The sequence below is a fragment of the Nocardia sp. No.11 genome, from assembly GCF_038752175.1.
Lineage (GTDB): Bacteria > Actinomycetota > Actinomycetes > Mycobacteriales > Mycobacteriaceae > Nocardia > Nocardia canadensis.
In genome coordinates this window covers 1-7,558 of the sequence record NZ_JBCGFB010000189.1, presented here as the reverse complement: position 1 = coordinate 7,558, position 7,558 = coordinate 1, and the positions used below count along the sequence as shown (strand labels likewise).

Sequence of the window (7,558 nt, the reverse complement as noted above, 5' to 3'; positions counted from 1 at the left end):
GGCGCGGCGACGCTCACGGTCGCGGCGCCCGGATACCTGGACGAGCGGGCGGCGCCGGTCCAGGACGCGCTCGACGCCGCCCTGCGCGTCGGCTCGCGGACCGGGCTGGCGGTCCTGGACCCCGCGCTGTGCGCGCAACTGCTGCTCGACGGGCGGGCCGCCTATCAGGTGCTCGGCGGTCTGTTCGCCACCGATTCGGCCGATCCACGGGTGCGTACCCTCTATCAGGGCGCACCCTATGGTGTCGGCTACGACGTGAGCGTGTGGGAACCCGGTGGACAGGAAGGTAGCGACGAGTGACGAGCTGGCCCGGGCGCCCCATCGCGGTCGTCGGCCCCACCGCCACCGGCAAGTCCGATCTCGCGCTCGACCTGGCCGAACGGCTGGACGGCGAGATCGTCAACATCGACGCGATGCAGCTCTACCGCGGAATGGACGTCGGCACCGCCAAGCTGCCGCCCGACCAGCGCCGTGGCATTGCGCACCACCTGCTCGACGTGCTCGAGGTCACCGAGACCGCGACGGTCGCCGCCTACCAGCGCGAGGCGAGCGCGATCGTCGAGGACATCATGGCGCGCGGGCGCACTCCGGTGATCGTCGGCGGCTCGATGATGTACGTGCAGGCCCTGCTGGACCAGTGGGACTTCCCGGCCACCGACCCGGCGGTGCGCGCCCGCTGGGAGGCATTGCTCGCCGAAGGCGGCGTGGCCGCCGTGCACGCGGCGCTGCGCGCGGCCGATCCGGTCGCGGCCGCCACCATCCTGCCCACCGACGGTCGCCGGATGGTGCGCGCGCTCGAGGTAGTCGAGCTGACCGGCCAGCCCTTCGCGGCCTCGGCACCGACGATCGGCGCCCCCCGCTGGGACACGGCCATCCTCGGCGTCGACCGCGAGACCGCCGCCCTGGACGCCCGGATCGAGACCCGGACCGCCCTGATGTTCGACACCGGTCTGGTCGAGGAAGTGCGCGCCCTGATCGACGTCGGCCTGCGCGAAGGCCAGACCGCCCGCCGCGCGATCGGCTACGCCCAGGTGCTGGCCCACCTCGACGGTGACTACGACCTCGCCCACGCCCGCGAGCGCACGCTGATCGGCACCCGCCGGTATGTGCGCAGGCAGCGGTCGTGGTTCCGCCGCGATCCCCGGGTGACCTGGGTCGACGGCGCCGACCCTGAGCTCGCCGCGACCGCGCTGGCCCGGCTCACCACGCACCAGACAGACCCGACAGGACGGACAGCGCAGTGACGCGACGAGTGAGTACCCGCAACGCCTCGGTGCAGGTGTGGCAGGCCTACCTCAACAACCGGACGAAACGTCATCGTGACGGCCGGTTCCTCGTGCAGGGCGTGCGCCCGATCACCCAGGCGCTGGCCAACGACTGGCCCCTCGAGACGCTGCTCTACCGGCTGGGGACCCCCGAACTGTCGAGCTGGGCGCGCGAGGTGCTCGACACCGCCGACGTGCCGCAGGTCGGACTCGTGCCCGAGCTGATGGCCGAGCTGGGCGAGAAGGCGGCGAGCGTGCCGGAGATCGTCGCGGTCGCGGTGTCGCGGCAGCCGGACCTGGCCGACTACGCGCCGGGCGAACCGGGGGAGGACGCGCCGGTCGTCGTCGTGTTCGATCGCCCGAACTCGCCGGGCAACCTGGGCACCCTGATCCGTTCGGCGGACGCCTTCGGCGCCTCGGGCGTGATCGTCACCGGCCACGGCGCCGACCAGTTCGACCCGCAGGCCGTGCGCGCCTCCACCGGCTCGCTGTTCGCGGTCCCGGTGCTGCGCGCGGCAGGCCCGGCCCAGGTGCTCGAGTTCCGCGATCGCCAGGTGGCCCGCGGCATCCCCACCCGCATCGTCGGCACCGACGAGGACGCGCCCAGCACCATCTACGACTACGACTTCACCGAGGCCACCATCCTGGTGGTCGGCAACGAGACGACCGGGATGAGTTCGGCCTGGGCCGAGGCCTGCGACGATCTGGTGACCATCCCGATGGGCGGCACGGCCAGCTCGCTCGGCGCGCCGTCGGCGGGCGCGATCAGCCTGTACGAGATCGCCCGTCAGCGGCGCACCTTCGCCCGGTAACGCGGTCCCCGGCGGCGCAGAGGAGAATGACGAACGTGTCCGACATCGAATTCAGCAAAGGCCACGGCACCCAGAACGACTTCGTGGTGCTGCCCGACCCCCAGGTCCGGCTCGACCTGACCGCCGACCGGATCGCCGCGCTGTGCGACCGGCAGCGTGGGCTGGGCGCCGACGGCGTGCTGCGGGTGGCGAAGACGGGCGCGCTGGTCGAAGCGGGCGTGCTCACCGCGCTGCCCGAGGGTGTCGGCGCCGAGGACTGGTTCATGGACTACCGCAACGCCGACGGCTCGATCGCCGAGATGTGCGGCAACGGCGTGCGGGTCTTCGCGCACTACCTCGCCGTGTCCGGGCTGGAATCGCGCACGGAGTTCGTCGTCGGCAGCCGGGCTGGCGCCCGGCCGGTCGTGGTGCACGCGGCTGGACCGGTCGAGGGCGAGGTCACCGTCGACATGGGCGTTGTGCGCGAACTCGGGCCCTCGACCGCCACCCTGGGCGGCTGGGCGCTGTCGGGCATCGGCATCGATGTCGGCAATCCGCACCTGGCCTGCGTCGACCCCGGGCTCACCGCGGACGCGCTGGCCAAGCTGGATCTGGCGGTCTCGCCCGGCTTCGACCCCGACCTGTTCCCGCACGGGGTCAATGTCGAGATCCTCACCGCGCTCGGCCCCGACCACGCCGTCGACATGCGCGTCTACGAACGCGGCGTCGGCGAGACCCGGTCCTGCGGAACGGGAACCGTGGCCGCGGCGGCCGCCGCGCTGACCGCCGCCGGTGTCTCGGTGAGCACCGGATCCGGTGCGGTGACGGTGCGGGTACCCGGCGGCGAGGTGCGGGTGACCGTCGACCGGGGCCGGGCCCAGCTGCGCGGCCCGTCGGTGCTGGTGGCCACCGGAACGCTGTCGCGGGACTGGTGGGACGCGCAGTAGCGGGATAACCGGATGCGCCCTGTCACCGTGACGTGGCAGCATGGAGGGCGTATGACGAAACCAGAAACCCCCACAGATACCCCCTCGGCCGAGCACACCACCGCGGCCGAGCCCGACGTGGCCGCCGATCGCGGCGACGTCGACGACGCGCTGGCCCGCCACGCGGCCCGCATGCGGCAGCCCGGCTGGTCCCCCGAACCCACCGTCGGCGAGATGCAGCTCGACGAGCGTTCCTCGTTGCGCCGCGTGGCCGGACTGTCCACCGAGCTCACCGACATCACCGAGGTCGAATATCGGCAGCTGCGCCTGGAACGGGTCGTGCTGGTCGGTGTGTGGACCACCGGCAGCTCCGCCCAGGCCGAGGCGAGCATGGTCGAGCTGGCCGCCCTCGCCGAGACCGCGGGCTCGGAGGTCCTCGAAGGCCTGATCCAGCGTCGCGACAAGCCCGACCCGGCCACCTACATCGGCTCCGGCAAGGCCGAGGAACTGCGCACCGTGGTTCTCGACACCGGCGCCGACACCGTGATCTGCGACGGTGAGCTGACCCCGGCGCAGCTGACCGCGCTGGAGAAGGTCGTCAAGGTGAAGGTCATCGACCGCACCGCGCTGATCCTCGACATCTTCGCCCAGCACGCCACCTCCCGCGAAGGCAAGGCCCAGGTCGCGCTGGCCCAGATGGAGTACATGCTGCCCCGCCTGCGCGGCTGGGGTGAGTCGATGTCGCGGCAGGCCGGTGGTCGCGCGGGCAGCAACGGCGGTGTGGGTCTGCGTGGTCCCGGTGAGACCAAGATCGAGACCGACCGTCGCCGCATCCGCGAGCGGATGGCCAAGCTGCGTCGTGAGATCCGCGAGATGAAGACCGCGCGCGACACCATGCGCGCGCGCCGCGCGGGCAGCGGGGTCCCCTCGATCGCGATCGTCGGCTACACCAACGCGGGCAAGTCCAGCCTGATGAACGCGCTGACCGGAGCGGGCCTGCTGGTGCAGGACGCGCTGTTCGCCACCCTCGATCCGACCACTCGCCGGGCCGCGCTCGACGACGGCCGCGAGATGGTGTTCACCGATACCGTCGGCTTCGTCCGGCACCTGCCCACCCAGCTGGTCGAGGCGTTCCGCTCGACGCTGGAGGAGGTCACCGGCGCCGACCTGCTGCTGCATGTCGTCGACGGTTCCGATCCGCTGCCGCTCGAACAGATCAAGGCGGTCCGCGAGGTGATCACCGACGTGATCAAGGAGCAGGGCACCGCCGCGCCGCCGGAACTGCTGGTGGTCAACAAGATCGACGCGGCCGACCCGAACGAGCTCACCCGGCTGCGCGGGATGCTGCCCGACGCGGCGTTCGTCTCGGCGCAGACCGGCGCCGGGGTGGAGGAGCTGCGCGAGCGGCTCTCGGAGGTGCTCGGCGGGCTCGATGTCGACATCAGTGTGCTGCTGCCCTACAGCCGCGGCGACCTGCTCGCGCGCATCCACGCCGACGGCCGGATCATCACCTCCGAGCACGAGGAAGGCGGCACCAGGGTCCGCGCGCGGGTACCGCACGCGCTGGCCGCCGCATTGTCGGAATATGCCCATTCGGGCCCGGCCGAGGCCGTGCCGAACTGATCCGACCAGCAGGGTTTGCCGCGGGGTAGCGGTCAACGTCGATGCGACACAGCCATTTTCGGGCGCTATGGTCGATTGTCGACAGCAGGAGGGTGTTATGTCGAATGACCAGCGGGGTCCAGCGATTGTGAACGAGAACAGGGTGGGATCGGTCGAGCAGGGCGACCGGATCCTCTCCGACAACGCGCCGTTGAATCCGACGCCGAGCGAATGGGAGATCCGGGCGTTCGAGGCGTTCTTCGCGCCGGTGCGCGCGTGGACCAGTCCGCGGTTCTACGGCTTGGAGAACATCCCGGCCGAGGGCCCGGTGCTGATCGTGGCCAATCACAATCTGCTCGGCGGGATCGACGCGCCGCTGCTGATGCCGGAGATCCTGCGTCAGCGCGGGCGCCTGGTGCGCGGCCTGGCCGAGCACGTGCTGATGGTGCCGGGCGTGCGGGAGATCCTGCATCGCTTCGGCGCGGTGCGGGGCACCCGCGGCAACTGCCTGGCGCTGTTGGAGCGGGGCGAGGCTGTGGTCGTGTTCCCGGGCGGTGGCCGGGAGGCGATCCGCCGCAAGGGCGAGAAGTACGTGCTCAAGTGGGAGGGCCGGACCGGCTTCGCGCGGATGGCGATCCAGGCGGGGGTGCCGATCGTGCCGCTGGCGATGATCGGCATCGACGACGCGTTCGACATCGTCTTCGACGGCCAGCACCCGGTGATGCGCCCGCTGCGCTGGACGTGCAGCCTGCTCGGCATCAACCCGGAACTGAACCCGCCGCTGGTCAAGGGCCTCGGCCCGACGCCGGTGCCGCGCCCGGAGCGGTTCTACTTCTCGGCGGGCGCGCCGATCGACCCGACGCCCTGGCTCGAGGCCGACGATGTCGACGCCGCGGCGGCCGATCTGCGTGACGTGGTCCGCAAGGGGCTCGAGGAAGAACTCCAGTTCCTGTTCAACGAACGCGAGCGCGATTCCGGCCGCACCCTGGTCGGCCGCCTCCGCAACGCCTTGCCCTTCTGACCTTCGCGGGTGGAGCGCCGTGGAATGCCCGCGGCGCCCACCGCGTTACCCGCTATGCGGACCCTAGTCCGGATGGCGGAAGGTGATGACGATGGCGACGGCGCAGGTTCAGGTGATTCCGGGTGCGCGGCGCGCGCACTGGTGGAACGCCTGGCTCGATTCCCGGCAGTCCTTCCCGGCGACGGGCAACTTCGTGCTCGAGGACAACGCCCACGGGCTGCTGCTGGTGCACAACGAGGACACCGTCGGCCCGGGCGAAGGGTTCGACACCCATCAGCACCGCGACACCGAGATCCTCACCTGGGTCCTGGAGGGCACCGTCGTGCACCAGGATTCCGCCGGGCATTCCGGCGTGATCCACCCGGGCCTGGCCCAGCGGATGAGTGCGGGCACCGGCATCCGGCATTCCGAACGCAACGGCGCCGGCTACCGGGAGCGTGAGCGCCTGCACGTCGTGCAGATGTGGATCCCGCCGGACACCCCGGGCGTCACGCCGAGCTACCAGGAACTCGACATCGCCGACGAGTTGCGCCGCAACACCCTGCTGCCCGTCGCCTCCGGCATGCCGCGCCATCGCGACCACGCCGCGATCGGCATCGGCAACCGGCACGCCACGTTCCATGTGGCGCGGCTGGATCCGGGCCGCTCGATTACCGTGCCGGACGCGCCGTACGGGCACGTCTTCGTCGCGCGCGGCTCGGTCGACTTCGAGGACCACGGCGCGCTGGCGCAGGGCGACGCGGTGCGTCTGACCGCCGCCGGCGGCCACCGCGTCACCGCGTCGACCGCCGCCGAACTGCTGATCTGGGAGATGGACGCCGCCGTGCGCGACTGAGCGCCGGGGCGGCCGGATCTCAGATCTTGCGGATGACGGTAACGACCTTGCCGAGAATTTGCGCGTCGTTGCCCGGAATCGGTTCGAAGTGCGGGTTGTGCGGCATCAGCCACACGTCCTTGCCGGTGCGCTTGAACGTCTTCACCGTCGCCTCGCCGTCGATCATGGCGGCGACGATGTCACCGCCCTCGGCGACGTTCTGCTGCCGCACCACGACCCAGTCGCCGTCGCAGATGGCCGCGTCGACCATGGACTGGCCCACGACCTTCAGCAGGAACAGCGAGCCGTCGCCGACGAGCTCGCGGGGGAGCGGGAAGACGTCTTCCACGGCCTGCTCGGCCAGGATCGGCCCACCGGCGGCGATTCGGCCCAGGACCGGAACGAAGGTCGGCGTCGGCCTGGCCGCGTCCACCTCGTCGGGCGCGTCGACGGGCAGCGTCGTCACCGAGCGGACCGCTTCGTCGAGACCGCGAACATTCACCGCGCGCGGACGATTCGGGTCGCGACGCAGGTACCCCTTGCGCTCGAGCGCGCGCAGCTGATGCGCCACCGAGGAGGTGGAGGTGAGCCCGACCGCGTCCCCGATCTCGCGGATGCTGGGCGGATAGCCGCGTTCGGTCACCGAGGTACGGATGACGTCGAGGACCGTGCGCTGACGCACGGTGAGATCCGCGCCGGATCCCGATGTGACGGTGCCGGTAGCGCTTTCGTCACCCGTGTCGTCTGTGTGGGTCACCGTGTCCCGCCCTTCCGCTGGTCGATTTCGCCTTTCCGAGGCTAGTCGTGCCACGCCGAAGTATCAAACATCTGTTCGAGCATGTCGGGCGTTTCGTGCTGACATCGTCTCCGCGGCGTGGTAGAAATCGAACATCAGTTCGTCGCACAGGTGTTCGAACAAAGTGTGACACAGCGGCTTCACCAGCACTTCCTTCAGCAGCGGAGCACACCACCCCGGAGGTTCTTCCGATGAGCACAGCGACCAGCGCCCTGCGTTCCCACGACCACGCCGCCTACCCCGAGCCGATCGTCCGGCGCCGTCGCGACGCCCGGGCGCGACGGCCGTTCTCGCTCGTGCGCGGCGTCGGCGCCGGCTCGATCGTCCGTCGGCCCGCGCCGGT

7 protein-coding genes and 1 pseudogene are annotated in these 7,558 nt (G+C 71.1%); 7 read left to right on the top strand and 1 reads right to left on the bottom strand.

Going from position 1 to position 7,558, the window contains the following annotated elements:
• The 7 genes and pseudogenes from V8688_RS30405 to V8688_RS30375 all read left to right on the top strand — a co-directional run.
• Window positions 1-300: pseudogene (locus tag V8688_RS30405) on the top strand (hypothetical protein); the annotation flags it as partial.
• Window positions 297-1,244: a tRNA (adenosine(37)-N6)-dimethylallyltransferase MiaA gene (miaA, locus tag V8688_RS30400; RefSeq protein ID WP_218715884.1), complete on the top strand. Its 948-nt coding sequence runs from the start codon at window positions 297-299 to the stop codon at window positions 1,242-1,244. The pseudogene V8688_RS30405 and the gene miaA, both read left to right, overlap by 4 nt.
• 8 nt (window positions 1,245-1,252) lie before the next feature.
• Window positions 1,253-2,077 (top strand): TrmH family RNA methyltransferase, encoded by an 825-nt coding sequence (locus tag V8688_RS30395; RefSeq protein WP_316575495.1) that lies wholly within the window; start codon window positions 1,253-1,255, stop codon window positions 2,075-2,077.
• A 44-nt stretch (window positions 2,078-2,121) separates the two neighbouring features.
• Complete coding sequence (dapF, locus tag V8688_RS30390; RefSeq protein ID WP_342802232.1) at window positions 2,122-3,003, top strand: diaminopimelate epimerase; 882 nt, start codon at window positions 2,122-2,124, stop codon at window positions 3,001-3,003.
• A 171-nt stretch (window positions 3,004-3,174) separates the two neighbouring features.
• Window positions 3,175-4,605, top strand: coding sequence for a GTPase HflX (hflX, locus tag V8688_RS30385; RefSeq protein ID WP_255586520.1), 1,431 nt, complete (start codon window positions 3,175-3,177; stop codon window positions 4,603-4,605).
• Window positions 4,606-4,747: 142 nt separating this feature from the next.
• Window positions 4,748-5,605, top strand: a complete 858-nt coding sequence (locus tag V8688_RS30380) for a lysophospholipid acyltransferase family protein (protein WP_342802231.1) — start codon at window positions 4,748-4,750, stop codon at window positions 5,603-5,605.
• 91 nt (window positions 5,606-5,696) lie between these two features.
• Window positions 5,697-6,440, top strand: coding sequence for a pirin family protein (locus tag V8688_RS30375; protein ID WP_218715880.1), 744 nt, complete (start codon window positions 5,697-5,699; stop codon window positions 6,438-6,440).
• A gap of 19 nt (window positions 6,441-6,459) precedes the next feature.
• Here the strand turns inward: V8688_RS30375 and lexA are convergent, their stop codons facing one another.
• Window positions 6,460-7,176, bottom strand: coding sequence for a transcriptional repressor LexA (gene lexA / locus V8688_RS30370; RefSeq protein ID WP_218715879.1), 717 nt, complete (start codon window positions 7,174-7,176; stop codon window positions 6,460-6,462).
• Between the last annotated feature and the right edge of the window lie 382 nt (window positions 7,177-7,558).

Coding starts and splice junctions, on each gene's coding strand:
- hflX (WP_255586520.1), top strand. CDS start 3,175: ATGCGGCAGCCCGGCTGGTCCCCCGAACCCACCGTCGGCGAGATGCAG.
- V8688_RS30375 (WP_218715880.1), top strand. CDS start 5,697: ATGGCGACGGCGCAGGTTCAGGTGATTCCGGGTGCGCGGCGCGCGCAC.